Here is a 24,046-nt window from a genome sequence, read left to right on the forward strand (position 1 = left end):
GCTGCATCGACGGCAACGGGTAGCGCGACGCCGTCCACGCCGACCCGGAGGCATATCGTGACAACGCCACTCGATCAATACGCCAGACAGTACGTGCGATTCGAAGACGAACGCACGCGGCCTGTCCGCGACCTGCTGGCCGCCGTGCCGGACACGCCGATCCATACCGCGCTCGACATCGGCTGCGGGCCCGGCAATTCGACCGAAGCGCTGATCGCGCGTGCACCCGACGCGACGGTGCGCGGGATCGACGCGTCGCCGGACATGATCGCGGCCGCGCGCAAGCGCCTGCCCGCGCTGCGTTTCGATCTCGCGGATGTCTCCACGTGGGATGATCCGGGCGGCTACGACCTGATCCTGTCGAACGCGGTGCTGCAATGGGTGCCGGCGCACGACACGCTGTTTCCGTCGCTCGTCGGCCGGCTCGCGCCGGGCGGCCATCTCGCGGTGCAGATGCCCGACAACCTCGACGAACCCGCGCACCGGCTGATGCGCGCGGTCGCCGCGGGCGGGCCCTGGGCGGACAAGCTCAAAGGCGCGGCGCGCACCGAGCGGTTCGACGCGCGGTATTACTACGCGCTGCTGTCGCCGTCGTGTTCGCGGGTGGATGTCTGGCGCACGACCTACTACCATCCGCTGCGCGGCGGCGCCGACGCGGTCGTCGAATGGTTCAAGGGCAGCGCGCTGCGGCCGTTCCTCGCGGCACTCGATGAAGGCGAACGCGACGCGTTCGTCGCGCGCTATCGCGATGCGCTCGCCGGTCCGGATGGCTACCCGTCGCTCGACGACGGCACCGTGCTGCTGCCGTTCCCGCGCCTGTTCATCGTCGCGACGCGGAAGTAAGGCGCAAGCAAAGGCGCAAGCAGGACCGGAGCGGGCGGCGGTGGGCCGTCGGTCAGGACAGCGGCCGCATCGATTCCGGATCGACCGTCCGGCTCTTCGCGCTTTGCCCGTCGCGCAGATCCTTGTACCAGAAGAGGGCGACTTCCCCGTCGTTCGCGCCGTCGGCGTACAGGAAGCGGTCGTGGCCGCCCACGACGAAGCCCGCCCGCGCGTACGTGCAGCAGGCCGCGACGTTGTTCGCCTGCGTTTCGAGCCGCATGAAGCCGAACCCGCGGCTGCGCGCCCACGCTTCCGCGGCCGCGAGCAGGAACTGGCCGATCCCCTGCCGCCGGCAGCTGCGATCGACCGCGAGTTCCGCGATCTCGGCCATCCCGTTCCAGCTTTCGGTGATCGCGACGAATCCCGCGAGGCGCCCGCCCGCGCTCGCGCGGAACAGCGCGGTGCCGCCGGACGCCTCGCGCGCCCAGCCGGCCGGATCGAAGCCGTAGTCCTTGCGCTGCACGGGCAGCGCGCGCAAATCGAGCAGATCCTGGTACGGCGCATTCAGCTCCCACGCGATCTCGAACGAAAAGTCGCATCCGTTCAGTTCGTCGGCGGGCAGATCGACCGCCTGTTCGATGCTGATGTGCTCGGCTCGGTCCATGTGTCGGTGTCCTGTCTTCAGCGGGATTGCCTGGTCTTCCCCCGGGGCGGGCGGCGGCGCCTTGCAGCGAGAGCCGGATCGCACCCGTTCCTGTTTTGAATTGATGCGCTCGCACGATGTCTCTTCCCGCGGCGGCGCTCAACGCCCGATTATGCGGGATATCGGCGCGGACTCATCCGCATCTCGTCTCGTGGCGGAGCGCCGATCCCGGCCATGCCGCGTATTCGTCGGCGCATTGCTTCATTTGGCAGGGCGATGCGACCACGCAACGGATTGCTCATACGGAATCCACACGGCCCGATTGCCGGAGACCCTCATGGGGGCCGCCTCGCGGTTCGACTATGCTGAATTGTCCGCGGCCGGAATTCCGCGCCGCGACGCGGCGAACCTGCGATGACGGGAGGGGGCGATGAGCGAACAAGACAACGTGCAACTCGTGCAGCAGGCATACGCGGCGTTCGGCCGCGCGGATATCGAGGGCATTCTGCAGACGCTGTCCGACAGCGTCGACTGGTTCATCCCGGGGCCGGCCGACGTCGTTCCGTTCGTCGGCAGACGACATGGGCCGCAGGCGGTCGCGGCGTTCTTCGCGGCGCTTGCGTCGACGCAGACCGCGGAACGCTTCGAGCCGCTCGAGTTCATCGCGAGCGGCAACCGGGTCGTCGTGCTCGGCACGCAACGCTGGCGTGTCCATTCGACCGGGCGCACTTACGAGGACGACTGGGTGCACCTGCTCACGATCGAAAGCGGGAAGATCGCGGCGTTCGTCGAGTATCACGATACGGAGGCCGAAGCGGCCGCGCATCGACGGTGACGGTGCCGAAGATGCGCCGGGCCGCTGTGCCCGGCGGCTTCGGCATCCCGCGCGGCCGGCATGGCCCGCGGTGCCGCGCCGGCCCGCCGGGCACGGTGTCGCAGGCGGCCTGAACGGCCGCGCAGGTCAATCGATCGCGCGCATCGCGTGGCGCAGTTCCTGGTAGCTGCGCAGGCCCGTCACGCCGAGTTCGCGGCCGATTCCGCTGAGCCCGAAGCCGCCCCAGCACACATGCGGGTAGATGAGTTGCGGCGCGTTGATCCACACGAGTCCGGCACGCACGCGTGCCTGAAACTGCTTCGCGATTTCCGCGTCGCGCGTCACGACGGTCGCGACGAGCCCGTAGCGCGTGTCGTTCGCGAGCGCGATCGCCTCGTCGTCGGTGCGGAACGACTTCACGCACGCGACCGGGCCGAACACCTCGTCGGTCCACAGCAGATTGTCGGCGGGCGGCTCCGCGACCACGACGGGCGCCATGAAGAAGCCATTGCCGCCGGCCTCGGCGACGCGCCCGCTGAACGCGACGCGCGCGCCCGCCGCGATGCCTTGCGCGAGCATCGCCTCGACGCGCGTGCGTTGCGCGGCCGAGATCATCGGCCCCATCGCGACCTCCGCGGTGGCAGGCGGCGCGACGACGAGCGCGCGCACGGCCGTCTCGAACGCGGCCATGAAGCTGCGATAGAGGCTGTCGTGCACGAGGATGCGCGCGGTGGCCGAGCACATCTGGCCCGCGTTCGTGAAGGCGCCGGCGACCGCGAGCGACACCGCGACGTCGAGATCGGCGTCGTCGCGCACGATCAGCGACGACTTGCCGCCGAGTTCGAGCGTCACGCGCTTCATGTCCTCGGCCGCGGCCTGCATGACCTTGCGGCCGGCGGCCGTGCTGCCGGTAAACGAGATCTTGTCGATCAGCGGATGCGCGGTCAGCGCCGCGCCGACCTCGGCGCCGCCGTTCACGACGTTGACGACGCCGTCCGGCACGCCGGCTTCGGCGATCAGGTCGAGCAGCGCGTGCTCGGCCGGCGACGTCAGTTCGGACGGCTTCAGCACGACCGTGCAGCCGGCCGCGAGCGCGGGCGCGAGCTTCCACGCGGTCGTGACCATCGGGAAGTTCCACGGCACGATCAGCGCGGCGACGCCGAGCGCGTCGTGGAAGCGCTCGGCCGCGACGGTGTCGCTCGGCAACGCGACGGGCTCGGCCTCGAACAGCGCCGGGTTTCCGCACAGCGTCGCGTAATACGCGAACGTCGCGGCGACGTCGCCGACGTCGGCGTCGGCCTCGAACGGCGGCTTGCCGCTCACCTGCATCTGCAGCGCCGCGAGCCGCTCGCGGTCGGCTTCGACGCGCTCGGCGATCGTCGCGAGCAGGCGGCCGCGCTCGGCGGGCGGCGTGTCGCGCCAGCGGGCGAACGCGTCGCGCGCGGCGCGGACCGCGGCGTCGACGTGCGCGGCCGTCGCGAATTCCTGCCAGCCGATCGTCGCGCCGGTCGACGCATCGAAGATCGGCGCGCCGGCTTCATCGGAATGCGTGCGCACGGGCTGGCCGGCGATGCGCGCGGCGGGCAGCACGATGGCCGCGGCGGAAGGGGAAAGCTCGGCGGTGGACATGAACGTGTTCCTGTCGATCGGATTAGCGGTAGGCGACGCCCGGCATCACGCAGAGCATCTCGAATGCGAGGTTCGCGCCGACGAGCGCGGTGGTGCCGGTCGGATCGTACGGCGGCGACACTTCGACGAGATCCGCGCCGACGATGTTCAACCCCTTCATCCCGCGAATGATCTCGAGACCCTGCTGCACCGACAGGCCGCCGATTTCCGGCGTGCCGGTGCCGGGCGCGAACGACGGATCGAGACCGTCGATGTCGAAGCTGAGATACACCGGCGTGTCGCCCACGCGTTCGCGCACCTGCGCCATCAGCGGCGCGAGCGACCGGTTCCAGCATTCCTCCGCCTGCACGACGGTGAAGCCCTGCTGGCGGCACCAGTCGAAATCGTCCGCGTGATAGCCGGTGCCGCGCAGGCCGATCTGCGTGACCTTGTCGCATTGCAGCAGACCGTCTTCCACCGCGCGGCGGAACGGCGTGCCGTGCGCGATCTTCTCGCCGAACATCGTGTCGTTCACGTCCGCGTGCGCGTCGACGTGCACCACGGCGACCTTGCCGTATTTCCTGTGCAGCGCGCGCAGGATCGGCCACGCGATCGTGTGGTCGCCGCCGAGCGTGATCGGCCGGCAGCCGTGCGCGACGATCTCGTCATACGCGTGCTCGATGCGGCGCACCGAATCCTTCAGGTCATACGGGTTGGTCGCGACGTCGCCGATGTCGGCGACCTGCAGCGAATCGAACGGCGCCGCGCGCGTGGCCATGTTGTACGGGCGCAGCAGCACGGATTCGGTGCGGATCTGGCGCGGGCCGAAGCGCGAACCCGAGCGGTTCGACGTGCCGAGGTCGAGCGGCACGCCGACGAAGCACACGTCGAGGCCGTCGGTCGTGTCGGCCTGCGGCAGGCGCATCATCGTGGCGATGCCGCCAAAGCGCGGCATCTCGTTGCCGCCCATCGGCTGGTTCAGTTCGCGGTGCATGGGGCCGTCTCCTCTTTATGGTGAAAAGCGATCGGCCGATGGTAGAGGAGAACGCGGGCGCGAAGATCTTGAAGTCGCAACGTTTACATCGACGGGTCTCGATGCGAACGGCGGCGCCGCATCGACGCGCGACCGGATCAGTCGGCGATCGCGGGCGGCGCGACCGGATCAGTCGGCGTCGTCGCCGTCGTTGCCTACGTGGTCACGCGTTGCGGCCGCAGGAAACGCCGGCACGGCCGAGCCCCACGCAGCCAGTTCGCGCTTCGTGCGCACCCCGAGCTTCGCGAACGCACGCTTCACGTACGACTCGGCCGACGCGACGCGCACGCCGAGGATGTCGGCGGTTTCCGGCACGGTCTTGCCGGAGATCAGGTGCTTGCAGGTTTCGTATTCGCGCTTCGACAGCTTCACGCCGTCGGCCGCGATCCGCGCGTCGAACTGCGCGAGCGGATGCACGTCGGGCGTCGGGTGCGCGATGCGCCGCGCGGCGGTGGTCGATGCGTGCAGCTCGAGCAGCGGGAACAGCACGTCGCTGATGCTGCGAAAGCGGTTCATTTCGGCGAGCGTGAACGGCGGGCGGTCGCGGCCGCGTTCCAGCGCGATCGAATGCTGCGCATAGCGGGTGCCGCGCGCGAGCACGCATTCATGGGCGATATGCACGTCGTCGAACAGCCGCTGGCGGAATTCGCCGGGCGGGATCGCCGCGATGTCGCGCACGACCAGCATCGTGCCCGTCTTGCCGCGCAGCCCCGCGAACAGCGGGTCGCTGTCGAGAAAGCGCTCGTAGTAGAGCGTCATCACGTCGGAGATGTCGGCGGTCGCGGTGCCGATGCCGCTGCTGCCGATCCATTCGCAGCGGTAGCCGGTGGGCATCGTGCCGTCGACGCGCGAGCGCTCGACGTGCGCGACGTCGAGCGGCACGACGTCGTTCAGCAGTTGCGTGAGACGCGGCACGAAGTGCGGCGTGCCGACCGTCTCGATCAGCTCGCCCAGCGCCTTGAACGACACGTTGAAGCGGTCGGTGTCGCGGTGGAAGGGGTTCACGTTGAGCAGCATGCGGTTCCCCGGTGAAAAGCGGCGGCGATTCTAGCGTCCGAAGTCAAAAACGTCATTAGGGGGAAATACGGTACGGAGTCCTGCGACCCTGCGCGCCGCGGAAAACGCGGTTTGTCCCCCCCGCAGGGGGGCATACCGGGGCAGTGTAAATGAGTAACTTTGTCTCTGCTTTTTTCAATCGAGAGACGAAAGATTCAAATGACCAAACTGATCAAGGACATCCTGCCGCTGGGCGCAGGCGTGGGCGAATTCACGAAGCTCGACTTCGGGATGGACGAAAGCGATTGGCGCGCGGCCGAAGGCAAGAGCGGCAGCTACCTCATCGGCTGGTGGGAAGGCAAGGTCGGCTCCGTGGAGTTCCCGGAAACCGCGGCGGACGAAGCGGTGTGGCTCGTAGAGGGCCGGATCGCGCTGACCGATGTCGAAGGCAACCGCAAGGAATTCACGCCGGGCCAGGGCTACCTGCTGCCGGCCGGTTTCGCGGGCCGCTGGGAAACGATCGAGGACGCGAAGAAGTTCTACGTGCTGCTCGAGAAGTCGTGATGTGAGCGGCCGCCGTGGCGTCGTCGTCAGGTGGACGCGAGGCCCGGCGGCGGCGTTTTCGACCGACTGCAGGCGACGTCCGTCGCGCGGGTGTCGAAGGCGCGCGTCGCGGCTTACGGTGCATCGCGCCGATCGTCACCGTCGGCGCAACCGAGGCAACCGCGGCGATAGAAGTAATCGGCGCAATCGCTGAATTCGGCGAATTCGGCACGCCGTGCACGCATCGCACGCGCGGGCCGCGATCAGGTGGGATGGCTGGGATCATGGAAATGGAAGTCAACGAAGCAACACTAGCCGCACCGGCTCACGCGCACGCCGCGCGTCACGCGCCGGTCGCACTGGGCGCCGCCGAGGCGCTCGCGAATACGAAACTGTTCCCGTACTGGCTCGACAACCCGGCCGCGCCGGCCGCCGAGCCGGAACTCGTCGGCGACGTGACGGCCGACCTGCTGGTCGTCGGCGGCGGCTTCACCGGGCTGTGGACGGCCGTGCAGGCGAAGGAACAGATGCCGCACCTGAACGTGGTGCTGATCGAGGCCGGCAAGGTCGCGCACGGCGCGTCGGGCCGCGCTGGCGGGATCATCTCGACGTCGGTGATGCACGGGCTGCCGAACGCGGTGCGCGTGTTCCCGAACGACATCGCGCAGCTCGAGGCATTCGGCCACCACAACCTCGACGGCTTCGAGGACACGCTGAAGCGCTACGCCATCGACGCCGACATCGAGTGGAACGGCGAGATGACGGTCGCGGTGGACCCCGGGCACCTCGCGCACCTGAAGGGCGACTACGACCTGCATCGCGAATACGGGCACGACGTCGTGCTGCTGAACCGCGAGGAAACGCTCGAGCAACTGAACTCGCCGCTGTTCGCGGGCGCGCTGTGGTCGCGCAACCGCAGCGGCATCGTGCATCCGGCGAAGCTCGCGTGGGGGCTCAAGCGCGCGGCGCTGTCGCTCGGCGTGAAGCTCTACGAGCACACGCCGCTCACGACCGTCACCGACGAAGGCGGCACCGTGTACGTGACGACGCCGAAGGGCAGCGTGCGCGCGCCGCGTGTCGTGTTCGGCAGCGGCACCGCAAAGGTTGGCATTCCGGATATCAACCGCCGCGTGATGCAGGTGCGCGATCACGTGCTCGCGACCGAGCCACTCACCGACGAACAGCTCGCGCGGATCGGCTGGAAGAATCGCCAGGGCGTGTACGACACGCGCACGCAGCTCAACTATTTCCGGCTGACGAAGAACAACAGCATCATCTTCGGCGGGCTGGTCAGCTATCACTTCGACGGCGACCCGGAACCGCACCAGGACGGCCGGCGCGAAACCTACTACCGGCTCGCGGAGGCGTTCTACCGGACCTTCCCGCAACTCGCGGACGTGCGCTTCTCGCACGCGTGGGGCGGCCCGATCGACTACTGCTCGCGCGGCTCGGTGTTCGCGAAGCGCTATCTCGGCGGCAAGGCCGTGTTCGTCGCCGGCTACACGGGCTTCGGCGTCGCGGCGAGCCGGTTCGGCGCGTTCATGGGGCTGAACATCCTGTTCGACCGCGACAGCCCGGAGCGCAAGCTCGACATCGCGAACCAGAGCCCGAGCTACATCCCGCCCGAGCCGATGCGCTGGGTCGCCGCGAAGATCACGTTCCACGCGTTCGACGGCGCGGACGCCGAAGGCGGCTGGAAGCGCGCGTGGATCAACGGGCTCAAGGCGATGGGCTTCCCGATGTAAGCGCCGGTCGTTCACGAACGACGGGTATGGCGCGTGCCGTTGCCGATGACGGCGCGCGTCCGGTCAGGTTCATCGGCGCGGGCGGCCGGTGTCGTGCCGGCCCGGCAACGCGCGAGAAGCGCAGCGGCTTGAAGCATGTTTTCGAATACCACCGATCTCGATCTCCGGCTCATCCGGGTCTTCCTGGCCGTCGTCGACGCACGCGGCATCACGGCCGCCGAGGCATCGCTCGGCGTGCGGCAGTCGACCATCAGCACGCAGCTCTCCGCGCTGGAAGCGCGTGTCGGCTTCAAGCTGTGCGACCGCGGTCGCGGCGGCTTTCGGCTGACATCGAAGGGCGAACGCTTCGCGGCCACGGCGCGCACGCTGGTCGCGGCGACGTCGGAGTTCGTCGCGCGCGTGCGCGACATCGACCGCAAGCTGGTCGGCACGTTGTCGATCGGGCTGATCGGGCAGGCGCCGCTCGTCGAGAACGCGCGCGTCGCCGACGCGATCGGCACGTTCCGCAAGCGCGACCAGGCCGTCACGTTCTCGATGAAGGTCGCATCGCCGCAGGAACTCGAGGAGGGCCTCGTCAACAACCAGCTCGATTTCGCGATCGGGTATTTCTGGCATCGCGTGCCGGGGCTCGACTACACGCCGTTGTTTACCGAGGAGCAGGTGATCTACTGCGGTCGCGGCCATCCGCTGTTCCATGTGTCGCGGCCGGTGTCGATGGACGACCTGCAGGCGCACGACTGGGTGTGGCGTACCTATCCGGTGCCGGAGGAACAGTGTCCGCTGCCGGAGCGGCGCGTGACCGCGAGCGCGGACAGCATCGAGGCCGCGACGATCCTGATCCTGTCGGGCGGCCATCTCGGCTACCTGCCCGCGCATTACGCGGAGCCGTTCGAGCAGCGTGGGCTCGTGAAGGCCGTCGGCCGTGCGACGTTCGGCTTCGATGTGCCGCTGCATCTCGCGATGAAGCGCAACGCGAGCGGCAAGCCGATCGTCGATGCGTTCCGCGAGGACTTGCTGCGCGCGTTCAACATCAAGGCGGCCGCGCTGGCTGCATAGCGCGTGCCGCCCGTGAGGTCGCGCCGCCCCCGCAGGCGCGAGGCGCAGCGGCAGGAATCGCGAAACGCGTGTCGCGGGCGGCGGGCGAACGCGCGGGATGTGAACGCGTATCGGGCGGGTCGCGTTACGCGCTTGCGCTGTCGTCGCGATATCCGCTCTTGCCGTCGAAGATTTCCTTCAGCGCGGCGCGCAGCGCGACGGGATCGTGTTCGCCGGGCGCAAGATGAATCACGTAATGCGTGTTGCCGTCGAGCCGCTCGGCGGTGCGCTCGTCGAGTTCGACGTCGAGCGTGTCGCCCGTGAGGCGCACCGACAGATCGTTCACGTGCGCGGTGAGCTGGTCGAGCACCATCACCTCGATCGACGTTTCCTCCGGAAAGCGCAGCAGCGAGAAGCAATAGTTCTGCGCCGCGTCGTGGCAATAGATGTTCGCGAAGCTTTCGTCGTCGTCGACATCGGACGTGGCCGCGCCGACGGTAGCGTGTAGTTCCATGATGTTTCTCTCGGTAAGGGGTTATCGGGGCAGCGCGGCTTGCGCGTCGACCTCGCCATGCGCATCGCGCGCTTTCAGCCACAGCCCGAATGCGCGCATGACCTCGACGACGGGCCGCAGCCGGTCGCCGTCCGCGGTCAGATCGTACTCGACGCGCACCGGCACTTCCGGATACACGGTGCGCCGCACGAAGCCGGCGTCCTCGAGCGCGCGCAGATCGAGCGTCAGCATCCGCTGCGAGATGCCGGGCATGTCGCGGCGCAGGTCGCTGAAGCGCTTCGGCCCGTCGAGCAGATACGACACGAGCAGCAGCCGCCAGCGGCCGCCGAGCATGCGCATCGCTTCTTCCACGGAACATCCTGTCGCACTCGTCTTCATGCCGCTGACCCTGTCGGTAACTTTTTTGTGACTACGGCACAAACGACTGCCTTCTTCTCAGCGCCGCGCCGATGCGAGATATTAGCGCCCGCGTCGCGGCGAATCGATAGTCGAACCATCCAATCAAGGAAACGCATGAAGCTTTATCACGCTCCCGGCAGCTGTTCGCAGGCCATCTGCATCGTGCTGCGCGAAAGCGGCATCGACGCGCAGGTCATCAAGGTCGACGCGCGCAAACACGTCATTGAAGACGGACGCAACTACTACGATGTGACCGAACTCGGCTACGTGCCGCTGCTCGAACTCGACGACGGCACGATGCTGCGCGAAGGACCGGTGATCGCGCAGTATCTCGCGGACCGGCGCCCCGAAGCGCGGCTCGCGCCCGCGTACGGCACGCTCGCCCGCTACCGGCTGATGGAATGGCTGAACTTCCTCGGCACCGAGATCCACAAGGGCTTCATCCCGCTGCTTTACGCGGTGCAGGCGGGGCAATACGTCGACCCGGTGCGGCAGAAGCTCGACAGCCGCTTTGCGTGGATCGACCGGCAGCTCGACGGCAACCCGTATGTGACGGGCGACACGTTCACCGTCGCCGATGCGTACCTGTTCGCGCTGACGGGCTGGGGCAAGGCCGACTGGATGCGCTCGGTGTACAACGCGGACATCGACCTGAGCCGCCATGCGAACCTGCGCGCGTGGTACGAGCGGGTGCGGGCGCGGCCGGCCGTGCAGCAGGTGCTCGCCGCGGACGGGCTGGCACGCTAGCGCGTTTTGGGGGCGGCGCCGGACACCGTAAGAAGCCGCTCACGTCGCCGCGCCATACCGCGAACCGCCGCGCTATAATCGCCGCCATGAAACTGCTTCGGACCTTCATCCTGCTGCTGATTTGCGCGGTGCTGCCCATCAGCGGGCTGGCAGCCAGCGGCTTGACCGGTGAATGTCCGATGCAGCACACGATGTCGATGGAAGCGAACGCGGGCATGAGCATGTCCGCCGACATGAGCGGCTGCGATTCGATGAAAGCGTCGCCCACCGACGCCACGAAGGCCAAAGCGAAGGGCATGGCCTGCAAGGTGACGGCCCAATGCCAGTTCGGCAGTCTCTATCACCCGGCCGCCCGCGCCGACGTGAGCCGTCCCGCTGCATTCGCCAGCACGATCGTCTTCCACTACGCGCAGTCCGTCCCGATCCGCGACCCGAACGGGTTGTGGCGCCCGCCCCGCATCAGCTGATCCCGATTTGACCGGTTCACCGCCTAGGCGGTGAGGTTCGTCCCGTGTTCGGGACGTGGAATCCATTGGGGTTCCGACTTGGGGTTACACCATGTCATTCGATTTCTGCACGCCGCGCATGCGGCGTGCGTGCCGGCGCGCGCCCGTGCTTTGGGCGGCGCTGCTGGCGGCGGGCGCCCATGCGCAGCAGTCGCCCGTCACGCTGGACGCCGCGCTGCAGGCCGCCACCGAACGTTCCGCGTCGATGCAGGCCGCGCAGGCTTCGGTGCGCGCGAGTTCGGAAGCGGCGGTCAAGGCCGGCCAGCTGCCGGACCCGATGCTCAAGGCCGGCATCGACAACCTGCCGGTCAACGGCGGGCAGCGCTTCACCGTCGGCCAGGACTTCATGACGATGCGCCGCATCGGCATCGAGCAGGAATGGGTGTCCGGCGACAAGCGGCGGCTGCGCGCGGCGCTGGCCGACGAGCGAGTCGGCCGCGAACGCGCGGACTATCTCGTGCAGCTGGCCACGGTGCGCCAGCGGACCGCGGCGGCCTGGCTCGACGCCATCTACGCGAAGCAGGCGCTCGCGCTTCGCCAGGCGCTGCTCGATCACATGCGGCATGAGCTCGACGCGACGCAGGCGTCGTATCGCGGCGCGAAGGCGAGCGCGGGCGAAGTCGTCCAGGCTCGCGCGATGCTGGCGCAAACGCAGGATCAGGTGCTCGACGCGCGGCAGGCCTATCGCACCGCACTCATCGCGCTCGGCCGCTGGACGGCTGCGCCCGTCACGGACGTGACGGGTACGCCGCCCGCGCCCGAATCCTTCGTGGCGTCGTTGCCGCCGGACGAACTGCGCGTGTCGCAACCGGCGCTCGTCGCCGCCGCGGACGACATCGCGGTCGCCGAGGCCGACGCCGCGGTGGCCGACAGCGAGCGCAGCCCGAACTGGACGTGGGAGATCGCGTACCAGCAGCGCGGCGGCGCGTATTCGAACATGGTGTCCGTCGGCGTCACGATCCCGTTGCCGCTCGATCGCAAGAACCGGCAGAACCGCGACGTCGCCGAAAAGGCCGCGCTCGCGACGAAGGCGCGCCTGATGTACGAGGACACGCTGCGTCAAGTGCAAGCCGATATCCGTACGCAGTCCGAAACGCTGGCAAGCGGCCGCGAACGCCTCGCGACCCTGCGCGAATCGCTGTTGCCCGCCGCCGGGCAGCGCGTGCAGCTCGCCACGGCCGCCTACCGGGCCGGCACCGGTTCGCTCGCCGACACGTTCGCCGCCCGGCGCGCGCAACTGGACGCGCAGTTGCAGGTGCTCGAGCTCGGACGCGACGTGTCGCGGACCTGGGCGCAGCTCGAATATCAGGTCGTGCCGTCGACGATGGCCGCCGCGCAGTGAAGGAGAACCTCATGACGAAGCAATCACTGGCGCGTGCGGTGCTGCTGGCATGCGCGGGCGCGGCGCTGCTCGGCGCGGGTTATGTCGCGGGCATGCGCCATGCATCGGGCGGCGCGGCAACGGCTGCCGTCGCGGCGGCAGGCACGCCCGATTCGCAGGCAGGACGCAAGGTGCTGTACTGGCACGACCCGATGGTGCCGAACCAGCACTTCGACAAACCGGGGAAATCGCCGTTCATGGACATGCAATTGCAGCCCGTCTATGCGGACGAGGGCGGCGATGCACGCGGCGTCCGGATCGATCCGGGCCTGCAGCAGAACCTCGGCATCCGCTATGCGACCGTGCGCCGGCAGCAGACGGCGGACGGTTTCGATGCGGTGGGCACCACGCAATTCGACGAATCGCGCGCGGACGTCGTGCAGTCGCGCGTCACCGGCTACATCGACCGGCTCTACGCACGGGCGCCGATGCAGCGCATCGAAAAGGGCGCGCCGATCGCGTCGCTGTTCGTGCCGGAATGGCTCGCGCCGCAGGAGGAATATCTCGCGTTCAAGCGGGGCGGGATGGACGGCAGCCTGCTCGATGCGTCGCGCGCGCGGATGCGTGCGCTGTCGATGCCCGACGCGATGATCGCCGCGCTCGATCGCGCCGGCCGCGCGCAGACGCACGTCGTGCTGAGCGCGCCGGAAACCGGCGTCGTCAGCGAACTGAACGTGCGGGACGGCGCGATGGTCGCGCCGGGACAGACGCTCGCGAAGATCGCGGGGCTGTCGACGCTCTGGCTCATCGTCGAGGTGCCGGAAGCGCTCGCGCTGAACGTGCAGCCGGGGATGGCGGTCGACGCGACGTTCGCGGGCGATCCGGCGCGGCACTTCACCGGCCGCATCCGCGAAGTGCTGCCCGGCATCAGCACGGGCAGCCGCACGCTGCAGGCGCGCGTGGAGATCGACAATGCGGCGCTCAGGCTCACGCCCGGCATGCTGATGCGCGTGCATGTCGCGGCACGGAAGGCGGTGTCGCGCCTGCTGGTGCCATCCGAAGCGGTGATCGCGACCGGCAAGCGCACGATCGTCATCGTGAAGACGGGCGACGGCCGGCTCCGGCCGCTGCCGGTGACGGTGGGCAACGACGTCGGCGGCGACACGGAAGTGCTCGACGGGTTGAGCGAAGGCGATACGGTCGTCGCATCGGGGCAGTTCCTGATCGATTCGGAAGCGAGCCTGAAAAGCGTGCTGCCGCGGCTGGAAGGCGCGGCGAGCGCGAGCGCCGCGCAAGCGCCGGCCGCCGCGGCCGCGCCGGTGTATGAAACCACCGGCAAGGTCGAGCAAGTCACCGACGACGACATCACGTTCTCGCATCAGCCGGTGCCGGCACTCGGCTGGGGCGCGATGACGATGGCGTTCGGCAAGCCGTCGGCACACGCGTTCCCGGACGTGAAGGCTGGCCAGACGGTGCGTTTCGCGTTCGTGCAGCGCGAGGACGGCTACCGGCTGACGAAGGTCGAGCCGCAGGGAGGCACGCGATGATCGCGCACGTGATTCGCTGGTCCGTCCGCAACCGCTTCCTGGTGCTGCTCGCCACCGTGCTGATTGCGGCGTGGGGCGTGCATGCGCTGCGGCAGACGCCGCTCGATGCGCTGCCCGACCTGTCGGACACGCAGGTGATCGTCAAGGCGTCGTATCCGGGCAAGGCGCCGCAGGTCGTCGAGGACCAGGTCACCTATCCGCTGACGACGACGCTGCTCGGCGTGCCGGGCGCGAAGACCGTGCGCGCGTACTCGTCGTTCGGCGACGCGTTCGTCTACGTGCTGTTCGACGACCACACCGACCCGTATTGGGCGCGTTCGCGCGTGCTCGAATACCTGAGCCAGGTGCAGAGCCGCCTGCCCGCGGGCGCGACCGTGTCGCTCGGGCCGGATGCGACCGGGGTCGGCTGGGTGTACGAGTACGCACTCGTCGATCGCACCGGCCGTCACGACCTCGGGCAACTGCGTGCGCTCAACGACTGGTTCCTGAAGTTCGAGCTGAAGGCCGTGCCGGACGTGTCGGAAGTGGCGAGCGTCGGCGGGATGGTGCGCCAGTACCAGGTCGTGCTCGATCCGGACAAGCTGCGCGCGTACGGCATCACGCAGGCGGCGGTCGCGGACGCGCTCGGCAAGGCCAACCAGGCATCGGGCGGCGCGGTCGTCGAGCTGGCCGAGTCGGAGTACATGGTGCGTTCGTCCGCCTACCTGCGCACGCTCGACGACTTCCGGCACGTGGTGCTGCGCACCGACGACGCGGGCACACCGGTGCTGCTCGGCGACGTCGCGCGCATCCAGGTCGGCCCGGCGATGCGGCGCGGGATCGCGGAGCTGGACGGGCAGGGCGAGGTGGCGGGCGGCGTCGTCGTGATGCGCTCGGGCAAGAACGCGCTGACGACGATCGACGCGGTGAAGGCGAAGCTCGCCGACCTGAAGCGATCGCTGCCGCCCGGCGTCGACATCGTCACGACCTACGACCGCTCGCAATTGATCGAGCGCGCGGTGGACAACCTCCGCGACAAGCTGATCGAGGAGTTCGTGATCGTCGGGATCGTCTGCGCGGTATTCCTGTTCCACCTGCGCAGCGCGTTCGTCGCGATCCTGTCGCTGCCGCTCGGCGTGCTGGCTGCGTTCATCGTGATGCGCTACCAGGGCGTGAACGCGAACCTGATGTCGCTGGGCGGCATCGCGATCGCGATCGGCGCGATGATCGATGCGGCGATCGTGATGATCGAGAACGCGCACAAGCATCTGGAGGCATACGGCCACGCGCATCCCGGCGAGCCGATCACGACGGCGCGGCGCTGGGAACTCGTCGCGACATCGGCCGCGGAGGTCGGGCCGGCGCTGTTTTTCTCGCTGTTGATCATCACGCTGTCGTTCGTGCCGGTGTTTTCGCTCGAAGGTCAGGAAGGCAAACTGTTCGCGCCGCTCGCGTTCACGAAGACCTACACGATCGCCGCCGCGGCCGCGCTGTCGGTGACGTTGGTGCCGGTGCTGATGGGATATCTCGTGCGCGGCCGCATTCCGCCCGAGCACGCGAACCCGATCAACCGCGTGCTGACCCGCGTGTACCGGCCGCTGCTCGAAGCGACGCTGCGGCGCCCGTGGCGCGCGATCGGCGTCGCGCTCGCCGCGCTGTTGCTGACGGCCGTGCCGTTGTCGCGTCTCGGCGGCGAGTTCATGCCGCCGCTCGACGAAGGCGATCTGCTGTACATGCCGACCGCGCTGCCGGGCATCTCGGCCGACAAGGCGAGCGAACTGCTGCAGCAGACTGACCGGCTGATCAAGACCGTGCCCGAGGTCGACACGGTGTTCGGCAAGTCGGGGCGCGCGGATACGGCGACCGATCCCGCGCCGCTCGAGATGTTCGAAACGACGATCCGCTTCAAGCCGCGCAGCGCATGGCGGCCGGGGATGACGCCGGAGAAGCTCGTCGACGAACTCGATCGCACGGTGAAGGTGCCGGGCCTGTCGAACGTGTGGGTGCCGCCGATCCGCAACCGGCTCGACATGCTCTCCACCGGCATCAAGACGCCGGTCGGCGTGAAGATTTCCGGGCCGGACCTGGCGGGGATCGACGCGATCGCGACGCAGGTCGAGGCGGCGGTGAAACAGGTACCGGGCGTCACGTCGGCGCTCGCGGAACGGCTGAACGGCGGCCGCTACCTCGACGTCGACGTCGACCGGCTCGCGGCCGCGCGCTATGGGCTGTCGGTGGCCGACATCCAGTCGGTGGTGTCGTCGGCGATCGGCGGCGAGGATGTCGGCGAAGTGATCGCGGGGCGCGAGCGGTTCCCGATCAACCTGCGCTATCCGCGCGAGCTCCGCGATTCGCTCGAGAACCTGCGGCAACTGCCGGTCGTCACCGCGCGCGGCGCGCAGATCCGCCTCGGCGACGTCGCGCGCATCGCGATCGCCGACGGGCCGCCGATGATCCGCAGCGAGAACGCGCGGCTGTCCGGCTATGTGTACGTCGATATCCGCGGCACCGATCTGAGTACGGCAGTCCGTGCGATGCGGCAGGTCGTTGCGCAACAGGTCGCATTGCCGCCCGGCTATTCGATCGCGTGGTCGGGACAGTTCGAGTATCTCGAACGCGCGGCGGCGACGCTGCGCACCGTGGTGCCGGTGACGCTCGTCGTGATCTTCGTGCTGCTGTTCGTCACGTTCGGCTCCGCGGCCGATGCGCTGCTGCTGATGTCTACGGTGCCGTTCGCGCTGATCGGCGGCTTCTGGCTCGTCTGGGCGTTGGGCCACGCGGTGTCGGTCGCGACGTCGGTGGGCTTCATCGCGCTGGCGGGCGTGGCCGCCGAGTTCGGCGTCGTGATGCTGCTGTACCTGAAGGGCGCGCTGCAGCGCCGCCTCGACGCCGGCGCGCCGCTGACCGATGCCGTGCTGCTCGACGCGATTCGCGAAGGCGCGGTGCTGCGCGTGCGGCCGAAAGCGATGACGGTCGCCGTCGTGCTGGCCGGCCTCGTGCCGATCATGGTCGGACACGGCGCCGGCTCCGAAGTGATGCAGCGCATCGCCGCGCCGATGGTCGGCGGCATGATCACCGCGCCGCTGCTGTCGATGTTCGTCATTCCCGCCGCGTGGCTTCTGCTGCAGCGCCGTCGTGCGCGAGGCGCGAGGCGTCAGCGGCAGTCCGATGCAGTTCCTCACGGCATGAACGTGCCGTCCACCCCCACTGGAGAGTCTCGATGAAGATGAATCAATTGATCGCCACCGCCACTGCCGTTTTCGCGACCGGCGTGTTCGCTGTTCCCGCGCTGGCCGCGGGCGACATGCCGGGCATGGACATGTCCGGCATGAAGATGTCGTCGGGCGGTGCGGCCGAGTCGCACGCCGCGCTGACCGATGCCGAGGTGAAGAAGGTCGATGCCGCGAGCGGCAAGATCACGCTGAAGCACGGCGCGCTCGAGAACGTCGGGATGCCGCCGATGACGATGGCGTTCAAGGCGAAGGACGCGGCCATGCTCGCCGAGGTCCATGCGGGTGACAAGGTGAAGGTCCGCGTCGAGAACGTCAACGGCACGCTGACGATCGTCAGGCTCGTGAAGGCGTCGTAAGCGCGGGGAAGCGGGCGGCATGGCCGCCCGCCGCGAGCGTCGTCAAGCGCGGTGCGGTGACGACGGTCGCGTTCGGGGGGCGTACGCCTGTCGGGCGACGCGCCCGATCCGCGCCGTCGAGCGTGTTCAGTGCATTCAGCGTCTTCAGCGCGTCAGCGTCACGAACAGATAGCCGACATACCCGGCCCCGTTCGCCAGCAGCGCCCAGATCGCGAGCCCGCGCGCACGCGCATTGACACGCAGCCAGACTGCCGCCGCGAGCGTGATGACCACGCCGGTCAGCACTTCGGGGCGCGGCTCCCACGGCGTCAGCATGATGCCGATCGCCGGCAGCAGCGTGCCCTGGAACACCATCGCGCCGGTGATGTTGCCGAACGCGAGCGTGTCCTTCTTGCGGCGGATCCACAGCACGCTGTTGACCTTTTCCGGCAACTCGGTCGCGATCGGCACGATGATCAGCGACAGCAGCAGCGCGGAAATACCGAGCAGGTGCGACACGCCTTCGACGCCGTGGATGAAGCCCTTCGCCCCGCCGACGAGCAGCGCGACGCCGAGCGCGAGCTGCAGCGCGATGGTCGCGAGGTTGGTCGGCAGCCCGACGCGCGACAGGAACATCGCGTGCGGCGCCTCGGTGCCGTGCCCGGCATCGACGAGCCGGGTCGACGCGCGGAACGTCATCACGACGTACATCACGTAGACGCCGACCAGCATCGCGGCGAGCAGCGCGCGGACCGCCCACACGTGATGCGGGACGAACATCGCGACGGTGGCGAGCGCGAATGCGGCGATGAAGTAGTTCAGGTCGCGCACGAAGCCGGTCCGCTCGGGCGCGATCGTGCCGGTCAGTCCGCGCGAGCGGATCACGGCGAGCGTCATCAGGAAGGTCGTCAGCGTCGCGAGCATCAGCGGCGCGCCCAGAATCGCGCCGACGCCGATCTCCTCGTTGACCGCCGCGTTCGACGTGCCGCCCGCGAGCGCGAGCAGCGGCACCATCGTTTCGGGTAGCGCGGTGCCGACGGCGGCGAACAGCGAACCGGTCACGCCTTCGGAAATCTTCAGCCGTTCGCCGAGATGTTCGAGCGCATTCGTGAAGAGTTCGGCCGCGACCAGGATGACGATCAGCATGAACGCCAGTTCGACGAGCATCAAGGTCATGCGGCACCTCCGCAGGCAGGCAGGCGGGCAGTGGCGAAATGCGAGAGGGAAGCCAGGAGGAACATGGGGACTCCGTGGTCGGACGTGGACGAACCATGACGCATCTGCCGACGTCCGACCAGGAACGACGCGATGCGTCGATGGTCTCGCCAGACCGATACGGCCGAATACGCCACGGCCGCAGGCCGAGTGTGTTGACGCATTCGCTTTCCGGGGATGGAAAGCAGGCTACTCCCCAAAGACGAAGGGCAGTCTAGCCGAGCCGGCCGCTTTCGGCAAGCGTGTGCGGTCATGCCGCTTCATCCGGGATGGTAAGCCGCCTTCCGACGGACGCACATGCAATTCCAGGAAGCAATCGGTGTGCGCGCGCGGCGGCGTCACGCGCGTGTCACGCAGCGCCGGCCGGGAAATACAGCGCGAACGTCGTGCGTCCGCCCTGGCTCACGACCTCGACCTTGCCGCGGTGCAGTTCGACGATCGACTTGACGATCGCGAGCCCGAGCCCCGCGTTGCGCGCCGCGCCGTGCCGCGACGAATCGATCCGGTAGAAGCGCTCGAAGATCCGCTCGATCTGTTCGGGCGGAATCGCCACGCCGCGGTTCGTGACTTCGACGACCGCGAAACCGGGCCGGGTCGAGACGGCCAGCTCGATCGTCGACCCGGCTTCCGCGTGTTCGAGCGCGTTCGACGCGAGGTTGCTGACGGCGCGGCGGAACAGCGTCGCGTCCGCGACGACCGGCGCTTCGCCGCGCACGTCGAGCCGCACGCCGGCCTCGTCGGCCAGCGCCTGGAAATACGACGCGAGCCGGCGCAGTTCGTTGCCGGCGTCGAGTTCGGCGGTCTTCAGGTGCTGCCGCGCGTTGTCCGTGCGCGCGAGAAACAGCATGTTCTCGATCATCCGCTGCAGCCGTTCGCATTCCTCGATGTTCGAATCGATCAGCGCTTCGTATTCCTCGGTGGTGCGGGCGCGCGACAGCGTGACCTGCGACGCGCTGATCACGTTCGCGAGCGGCGTGCGCATGTCGTGCGCGAGGTCGGACGAGAACTGCGACAGCCGCACGAACGCGCGCTCGAGCCGGTCGAGCATCCGGTTGACCGAGGTGGCGAGCTCGCGCAACTCGACCGGGCCGCCGCGTGCGTCGAGACGCGCGTTGAGGTTGTGCGCCTCGATGCGCGACGTCTGCCGGCCGAGGCTCTCGACCGGACGCAGGCCGCGGGACGCGACCGCGTAGCCGAGCGCGCCGACCAGCAGCGCGCCGAGCGCGGCCGCGAGCCAGATGTCGACGCGATAGCTTTCGAGCAGCGACTGGCGATCGGCCGCCGTGCGCGCCACCGCGACCTGGACGGTTTCGCCCGACGGCAGCGTGGCGCGTGCACGCACGCAGCGCGACGGGCCGATGCCGGGCGGCGCGCAGGTGAACGGGCTGCCGGCCGCGCGCGAGGCACCGGCCGGCTGCGGCCGTGCGATCACCGATGCGAGGGTGTGGCCGGCCGCGTCGGTGTGTTCGACGAGCGGGCGGTTCGCGCCGTCGTAGATGCCGAGATAGACGCCCGGATGCGACAGCAGCACTTCATGGAAGACGGCCGGGTCGGCGCGCAGGGCGGCGGTCGAGCCGCTCGTCCGCGCGAGCTGCAGGAACTGGTCGAGCTTGCCGGCGATTTCGATGTCGTCGCGCCGGATCAATTCGGCGGACAGCGAGCGGTACAGGTACGCGCCGGTCAGCGCGAACACGAGCGCGGCCACGGCCGCGAACGCGAGCGTCAGGCGCCGGAGCAGCGAATAGGGGGCGGGGCCGCCGGTCACGCGCGATCCTCGAGCACGTAGCCCATCCCGCGGATCGTGTGGATCAGCTTCTTCTCGTACGCGTTGTCGATTTTCGCGCGCAGGCGCTTGATCGCCGCATCGACGACGTTCGTGTCGCTGTCGAAATTCATGTCCCAGATCTGCGACGTGATGAAGGTGCGCGTCAGCACCTCGCCCTCGCGTTCCGCGAGCAGTTGCAGCAGCGCGAATTCCTGCGCGGTCAGGTCGATGCGGGTGTCGGCGCGTCGCACGCGGCGCTTGATCAGGTCGACTTCCAGATCGGCGACCTGCAGGATCTCGCGCGCATTGCGCGGCGCACGGCGCAGCAGCGAGCGGATGCGGGCGAGGAACTCCGCATACGCGAATGGCTTGAGCAGGTAATCGTCGGCGCCCAGTTCGAGCCCCGTGACCTTGTCCTCGATCGCCTCCCGGGCCGTCAGCAGCAGCACCGGCGTCTGCTTCTGCGCGCGCAGGCGCCGAAGCACCTCGAAGCCGTCCAGTTCCGGCAGCATCACGTCGAGCACGACGAGATCGAAATCCTCGTGCAGCGCGAGGAACAGCCCGTCCTGGCCGTTCTCGGCCACGTCGACCGTGTAGCTCGCCTCCGTCAGCCCCTTGCGGAGGTACGACGCCATCTTGGGTTCGTCTTCGACTATCAGTATCCGCATGGTGGTGCAGGCCGTGGGTGATTCCGGCCGGTCAGTGTAACGCGTGAGCTTACGGCGCCGCGCGTGCGCGAAAGATGACCGGCGGATGACGGAATTGTCATCCGGCGCGCGTGCGATGCCGTGCCGCCCTTCATGAAAATCCGGTCATGTTTCGGCCATGTCGTCGTCACGCCGGCGGCGATAAGCTGCGGCCGTCTTGTGTCCGGAGCGCGCCGTCGCGGTGCCGCTCCCGTTCATCCGGTCATTGTCTGCCTGATTCCGCATCCATGTCGTACTGGCGCAAATTCATCCTCGTCGTGCTGCTGGCGCTGTGCGTGCCGATCCAGTCGTTCGCGGCCGGGTCGATGCAGTGCGCGGGCGCGGTCGCTGCGGTGCCGCATGCGGAGCCTGGGGCGAGCGCCGCTGTGCCCGCTGCGTCGCCTGCAATGCAGCGCATGCACGGCGAACCGCATGAGCACGACAACCACTCGCGGCATGCGACGCCTTGTTCCGCCTGCGGATCCTGCTGTTTCGGCACGGGCATGGCGGAGGTGCCTGCGGTGCCCGTTACGTCGGACATCGGTACCGCGATCGTCTCTTTCGCGCCTTCGACCGTCGTCGTGTCGTTCCTGACCGGCGGCATCGACAGGCCGCCGCGCCGGATTTCCGTCTAGTCCCTGCCCGCGGCCACCGGCCGCGATCCACAAACGGTGCCGGCGAACGCACGACGTCCGCCGCACGACTCACGACGAGAAACATCCATGCGATTGATCATTGCGGCGCTGCTTGGCGCGGCGAGCCTCGTGCCGTCGCTCGCGCCCGCGCAAACCGCCTTTTCCGATCCGGCCGATGCAGCCGCGTCGGTGCCGGACGTCACGACGGCGTCCGCGTTCGACGGCTACGTGCCGTATCGCGACGACGCCGGCCCCGGCTGGAAGCAATTGAACCGGGACGTGATGGAGCGGCCCGTGAAGGCCCCCACGAAGGGACCCGCGACCGGACACGCGAAGCCCGGAAACCCGGCGGGCGGCGCAGCCCATTCGACGCACGGAGGGGCCGGGCAATGACGCGATTTGCGATTTCACCGCGAATCGGCGCGACCGTGCTCGCGCTGGCATTTCTCGCCGGCTGCACGACGTTTTCGAAGGACGGCGGCTTCGACGCCGTGTCGTCCGCCGCATCCGAGCGGATCGGGAAAGACGCGGTCATCGTCAGGACCGACGCCGACCGCGAAGCCGTCGACCAGCGGACGAAGGAATTGCTCGCGAAACTGCTGTCGATGGACGACGCGGTGCAGCTTGCACTGCTGAACAACCGGGGCCTGCAGGCGTCATACGCGGAACTCGGGCTGTCGGAGGCCGACCTCGTGCAGGCAGGCCGGCTGCCGAACCCGCGCTTCTCGTTCAGCCGCACGCGGGCCGGCGACGGTGAACTGAGTCTCGGCCGTACGTTCTCGGCCAACGTGTTCGCGCTGCTGACGCTGCCGCTCGCGACGAACATCGAACGCCGCCGCTTCGAGCAGACCAAGCTCGAAACCGCCGACGCGATGCTGAAGGTCGCGGCCGACGCGCGCCGTGCGTATGTCGAAGCCGTCGCGGCCGAACAGGCCGCGAATTATGCGCAACAGGTCCGCGACGCCGCGAGCGCGGCCGCCGAACTCGCGCAGCGCATGCGGCAGGCCGGCAATTCCAGCCGGCTCGACTACGCACGCGAACAGGCGTTCCATGCGGACGCGGTCGCGCAGCAGGCGAAGGCGCAGCAGCAGGCCGTGGCCGCGCGCGAGAAGCTCACGCGCGCGATGGGGTTGTGGGGCGAGCGCACGCGGTACGCGCTGCCCGAGCGCTTGCCCGACCTGCCGAACGCACGCCCCGATCTGCCCGATCTCGAACGCTACGCGATGCACAACCGCCTCGACATCCAGGCCGCGAAGCTGCGGACGCAGGGCGTCGCGTCGTCGCTCGGGCTCAGCAAGGCGACACGCTTCGTCAACGCGGTCGATCTCGGCTACGTGAACAACTACGAGACCGACAAGGGGCACGAGCACGGCTACGAGATCAGCGTGGAGATTCCGCTGTTCGACTGGGGCGGCGCGAAGGTCGCGCGGGCCGAGGCCGTCTACATGCAGTCGGCGAACCGGCTCGCGCAGACGGCCATCGACGCGCGCTCGGAAGTGCGCGAATCGTATGCGGCATACACGACGCGCTACGACGTCGCGAAGCACTATCGCGACGAAGTCGTGCCGCTGCGCAGGACGATCTCGGACGAGTTGCTGCTGCGTTACAACGGGATGCTCGCGAGCGTGTTCGAGCTGCTGGCCGATGCGCGCGAGCAGGTTGGCGCTGTGAACGGCTACATCGATGCGCTGAAGGACTACTGGCTCGCCGAAACCGATCTGCAGGCGGCCGTCGGCGGCCGGCTGCCGACTGGGCAGACAACGCAGGCGCAGCCGACGCAGGCAACGCAGGCGACGCAGGCAACGCAGGCAACGCAGGCAACGCAGGCAACGCAGGCAACGCAGGCAACGCAGGCGACGCAGGCGACGCAGGCAACGCAGGCAACCCCGCCAGCGCAACCTACGCAAACAACACGGCCTCCACAG

The 24,046-nt window shown here is 68.7% G+C and carries 23 protein-coding genes and 1 riboswitch; of the genes, 14 read left to right on the forward strand and 9 right to left on the reverse strand.

What is annotated here, in order from left to right:
• The first annotated feature begins 57 nt into the window (after positions 1 to 57).
• Positions 58 to 843 carry a trans-aconitate 2-methyltransferase gene (gene tam / locus DIE17_RS20390; RefSeq protein WP_124487029.1) on the forward strand — a complete coding sequence of 262 codons (786 nt, stop codon included), beginning with the start codon at positions 58 to 60 and terminating at the stop codon, positions 841 to 843.
• A gap of 52 nt (positions 844 to 895) precedes the next feature.
• On the opposite strand, the gene DIE17_RS20395 is transcribed toward tam, so the two are convergent.
• Positions 896 to 1,486 (reverse strand): GNAT family N-acetyltransferase, encoded by a 591-nt coding sequence (locus DIE17_RS20395; protein WP_044848062.1) that lies wholly within the window; start codon positions 1,484 to 1,486, stop codon positions 896 to 898.
• Between the two features lie 409 nt (positions 1,487 to 1,895).
• Here DIE17_RS20395 and DIE17_RS20400 point away from each other — a divergent pair, with 409 nt between their 5' ends.
• Entirely contained in the window at positions 1,896 to 2,300 is a 405-nt protein-coding gene (locus tag DIE17_RS20400) for a nuclear transport factor 2 family protein (RefSeq protein WP_044848063.1), read from the forward strand.
• 126 nt (positions 2,301 to 2,426) lie between these two features.
• Here DIE17_RS20400 and DIE17_RS20405 read toward each other — a convergent pair whose 3' ends face one another.
• The 3 genes from DIE17_RS20405 to DIE17_RS20415 form a co-directional block, all read right to left on the reverse strand.
• Positions 2,427 to 3,908 carry an aldehyde dehydrogenase family protein gene (locus tag DIE17_RS20405; RefSeq protein ID WP_124523425.1) on the reverse strand — a complete coding sequence of 494 codons (1,482 nt, stop codon included), beginning with the start codon at positions 3,906 to 3,908 and terminating at the stop codon, positions 2,427 to 2,429.
• A gap of 22 nt (positions 3,909 to 3,930) precedes the next feature.
• Entirely contained in the window at positions 3,931 to 4,881 is a 951-nt protein-coding gene (gene speB, locus DIE17_RS20410; protein WP_044848300.1) for an agmatinase, read from the reverse strand.
• Positions 4,882 to 5,049: 168 nt separating this feature from the next.
• On the reverse strand, positions 5,050 to 5,937 hold the full coding sequence (locus DIE17_RS20415) for a helix-turn-helix transcriptional regulator (RefSeq protein WP_124523423.1): 888 nt from the start codon (positions 5,935 to 5,937) through the stop codon (positions 5,050 to 5,052).
• A 198-nt stretch (positions 5,938 to 6,135) separates the two neighbouring features.
• On the opposite strand from DIE17_RS20415, the gene DIE17_RS20420 reads away from it, so the two are divergent.
• The 3 genes from DIE17_RS20420 to DIE17_RS20430 all read left to right on the forward strand — a co-directional run bounded on the left by DIE17_RS20420 (position 6,136) and on the right by DIE17_RS20430 (position 9,260).
• Positions 6,136 to 6,480 (forward strand): cupin domain-containing protein, encoded by a 345-nt coding sequence (locus tag DIE17_RS20420; RefSeq protein WP_124487026.1) that lies wholly within the window; start codon positions 6,136 to 6,138, stop codon positions 6,478 to 6,480.
• A gap of 263 nt (positions 6,481 to 6,743) precedes the next feature.
• Positions 6,744 to 8,204 (forward strand): FAD-binding oxidoreductase, encoded by a 1,461-nt coding sequence (locus DIE17_RS20425; protein WP_124523421.1) that lies wholly within the window; start codon positions 6,744 to 6,746, stop codon positions 8,202 to 8,204.
• A 135-nt stretch (positions 8,205 to 8,339) separates the two neighbouring features.
• Positions 8,340 to 9,260 (forward strand): LysR family transcriptional regulator, encoded by a 921-nt coding sequence (locus DIE17_RS20430; protein ID WP_044848305.1) that lies wholly within the window; start codon positions 8,340 to 8,342, stop codon positions 9,258 to 9,260.
• Between the two features lie 124 nt (positions 9,261 to 9,384).
• Here the strand turns inward: DIE17_RS20430 and DIE17_RS20435 are convergent, their stop codons facing one another.
• Both DIE17_RS20435 and DIE17_RS20440 read right to left on the reverse strand, forming a co-directional pair.
• The gene (locus DIE17_RS20435; RefSeq protein WP_124523419.1) at positions 9,385 to 9,753 is read right to left on the reverse strand and encodes a hypothetical protein; all 369 of its coding nucleotides are present in this window, start codon (positions 9,751 to 9,753) and stop codon (positions 9,385 to 9,387) included.
• A gap of 21 nt (positions 9,754 to 9,774) precedes the next feature.
• Positions 9,775 to 10,131, reverse strand: coding sequence for a helix-turn-helix domain-containing protein (locus DIE17_RS20440; protein ID WP_124523417.1), 357 nt, complete (start codon positions 10,129 to 10,131; stop codon positions 9,775 to 9,777).
• Between the two features lie 135 nt (positions 10,132 to 10,266).
• Here DIE17_RS20440 and gstA point away from each other — a divergent pair, with 135 nt between their 5' ends.
• From gstA to DIE17_RS20470, 6 genes are all read left to right on the forward strand, one after another.
• Positions 10,267 to 10,899 (forward strand): glutathione transferase GstA, encoded by a 633-nt coding sequence (gene gstA / locus DIE17_RS20445; protein WP_124487023.1) that lies wholly within the window; start codon positions 10,267 to 10,269, stop codon positions 10,897 to 10,899.
• A gap of 86 nt (positions 10,900 to 10,985) precedes the next feature.
• Positions 10,986 to 11,366 (forward strand): hypothetical protein, encoded by a 381-nt coding sequence (locus DIE17_RS20450; RefSeq protein ID WP_124523416.1) that lies wholly within the window; start codon positions 10,986 to 10,988, stop codon positions 11,364 to 11,366.
• Positions 11,367 to 11,457: 91 nt separating this feature from the next.
• Positions 11,458 to 12,747 carry a TolC family protein gene (locus tag DIE17_RS20455; RefSeq protein WP_124487022.1) on the forward strand — a complete coding sequence of 430 codons (1,290 nt, stop codon included), beginning with the start codon at positions 11,458 to 11,460 and terminating at the stop codon, positions 12,745 to 12,747.
• 11 nt (positions 12,748 to 12,758) lie between these two features.
• Positions 12,759 to 14,273, forward strand: coding sequence for an efflux RND transporter periplasmic adaptor subunit (locus DIE17_RS20460; RefSeq protein WP_124523414.1), 1,515 nt, complete (start codon positions 12,759 to 12,761; stop codon positions 14,271 to 14,273).
• Positions 14,270 to 17,476 (forward strand): efflux RND transporter permease subunit, encoded by a 3,207-nt coding sequence (locus DIE17_RS20465; RefSeq protein WP_124523412.1) that lies wholly within the window; start codon positions 14,270 to 14,272, stop codon positions 17,474 to 17,476. The genes DIE17_RS20460 and DIE17_RS20465 overlap by 4 nt, the downstream gene beginning before the upstream one ends.
• Positions 17,473 to 17,841, forward strand: coding sequence for a copper-binding protein (locus DIE17_RS20470; RefSeq protein ID WP_124487019.1), 369 nt, complete (start codon positions 17,473 to 17,475; stop codon positions 17,839 to 17,841). The genes DIE17_RS20465 and DIE17_RS20470 overlap by 4 nt, the downstream gene beginning before the upstream one ends.
• Before the next feature lie 144 nt (positions 17,842 to 17,985).
• Here DIE17_RS20470 and DIE17_RS20475 read toward each other — a convergent pair whose 3' ends face one another.
• From DIE17_RS20475 to DIE17_RS20485, 3 genes are all read right to left on the reverse strand, one after another.
• On the reverse strand, positions 17,986 to 18,996 hold the full coding sequence (locus DIE17_RS20475) for a sodium:calcium antiporter (protein ID WP_044848313.1): 1,011 nt from the start codon (positions 18,994 to 18,996) through the stop codon (positions 17,986 to 17,988).
• 73 nt (positions 18,997 to 19,069) lie between these two features.
• A riboswitch (yybP-ykoY riboswitch) is annotated at positions 19,070 to 19,245 on the reverse strand.
• Between the two features lie 139 nt (positions 19,246 to 19,384).
• Positions 19,385 to 20,800, reverse strand: coding sequence for a heavy metal sensor histidine kinase (locus tag DIE17_RS20480; RefSeq protein ID WP_124523410.1), 1,416 nt, complete (start codon positions 20,798 to 20,800; stop codon positions 19,385 to 19,387).
• The gene (locus DIE17_RS20485; RefSeq protein ID WP_044848315.1) at positions 20,797 to 21,468 is read right to left on the reverse strand and encodes a heavy metal response regulator transcription factor; all 672 of its coding nucleotides are present in this window, start codon (positions 21,466 to 21,468) and stop codon (positions 20,797 to 20,799) included. Before DIE17_RS20485 ends, DIE17_RS20480 begins: the two co-directional genes overlap by 4 nt.
• A gap of 266 nt (positions 21,469 to 21,734) precedes the next feature.
• On the opposite strand from DIE17_RS20485, the gene DIE17_RS20490 reads away from it, so the two are divergent.
• The 3 genes from DIE17_RS20490 to DIE17_RS20500 form a co-directional block, all read left to right on the forward strand.
• The gene (locus DIE17_RS20490; RefSeq protein ID WP_124523408.1) at positions 21,735 to 22,121 is read left to right on the forward strand and encodes a hypothetical protein; all 387 of its coding nucleotides are present in this window, start codon (positions 21,735 to 21,737) and stop codon (positions 22,119 to 22,121) included.
• An 87-nt stretch (positions 22,122 to 22,208) separates the two neighbouring features.
• Positions 22,209 to 22,514 carry a hypothetical protein gene (locus DIE17_RS20495; RefSeq protein ID WP_124523407.1) on the forward strand — a complete coding sequence of 102 codons (306 nt, stop codon included), beginning with the start codon at positions 22,209 to 22,211 and terminating at the stop codon, positions 22,512 to 22,514.
• Positions 22,511 to 24,046: TolC family protein (locus DIE17_RS20500; RefSeq protein ID WP_260439256.1), on the forward strand; the 1,536-nt coding region annotated here is incomplete at its 3' end. The genes DIE17_RS20495 and DIE17_RS20500, both read left to right, overlap by 4 nt.

This window comes from Burkholderia sp. Bp9099, from assembly GCF_003857805.1.
Taxonomy (GTDB): Bacteria; Pseudomonadota; Gammaproteobacteria; order Burkholderiales; family Burkholderiaceae; genus Burkholderia.